The 940-nt window shown below is 67.6% G+C and carries 1 pseudogene; it reads right to left on the bottom strand.

Annotated elements, in window-relative coordinates:
• A pseudogene (locus H9Y04_RS45760) lies at positions 1-940 on the bottom strand (IS3 family transposase); the annotation flags it as partial.

The following is a 940-nucleotide window of genomic DNA, read 5'->3' on the forward strand; positions in this document are numbered from 1 at the left end:
TGCGGGTGGGGTCATGATGGTCTCGAACTCGATGGGGGTCAATCGGGCCAGGCGTCTCTGACGCCGCCTGCGGTGGTAGGTGCGTTCGATCCAGGTCACGATCGCGGTCCGCAACTCCTGGCGGGTGGCCCAGGTCCGGCGGTCGAGGACGTTGTTCTGCAGCAGCGCGAAGAAGCTCTCCATGGCCGCGTTGTCGCCGGCCGCGCCGACCCGGCCCATCGAGCCGATCAGGCCGTTTCGGGTCAAGACGGACACGAATTTCCTGGCGCGAAATTGCGATCCGCGATCGGAATGCACCACGCATCCGGCCACGCGGCCGCGGCGGTATATCGCGGGCTGCAGGGCGTTCGCCGTGAGGCGGGACTTCATCCAAGCGTCGTTGGAATAGCCCACGATCCGGCCCGAGAACACGTCCTTGACCGCGCACAAATACAACTTGCCTTCGCCGGTGGGGTGTTCGGTGATGTCGGTCAGCCACAGCCGGTTGGGTGCCGGGGCGGTGAAGTCCCGTTGCACCTTGTCGTCGTGCACGGGCGGGCTGGCCTTGGCGTTCTTGCCGCGGCCCTTTCGCTTGCCGAACACACTCCACCAACCGTTGTCGCGGCAGATCCGCCATGCGGTCCGCTCGGCCATCGCCTCACCGGCCGCGCGGGCCTCGTCCACCAGGAAGCGATGGCCGAACTCCGGATCGTCGCGATGCGCGTCGAACAGCGCGTTGGCCCAGTATGCCTCGGCCAGGTCGGCGTCGGTGACCGGCCTCTTCAGCCAGCGGTAATACGGCTGGCGGGCCAGATTCAGCACCCGGCACGTCACCGCCACCGGCACCCGACGAGGGGCATCCGGGGCGGCCAGCTCGCGGACGAGCGGGTACATCATTTTCCCGGCAGGTTCGCCTGCGACAGATAGGCCGCGGCCCTGCGCAGGACCTCGTTCTCCTGTT

Origin of the sequence: Streptomyces polyasparticus (assembly GCF_014493765.1) — a bacterium.
GTDB classification, from domain to species: domain Bacteria; phylum Actinomycetota; class Actinomycetes; order Streptomycetales; family Streptomycetaceae; genus Streptomyces; species Streptomyces polyasparticus.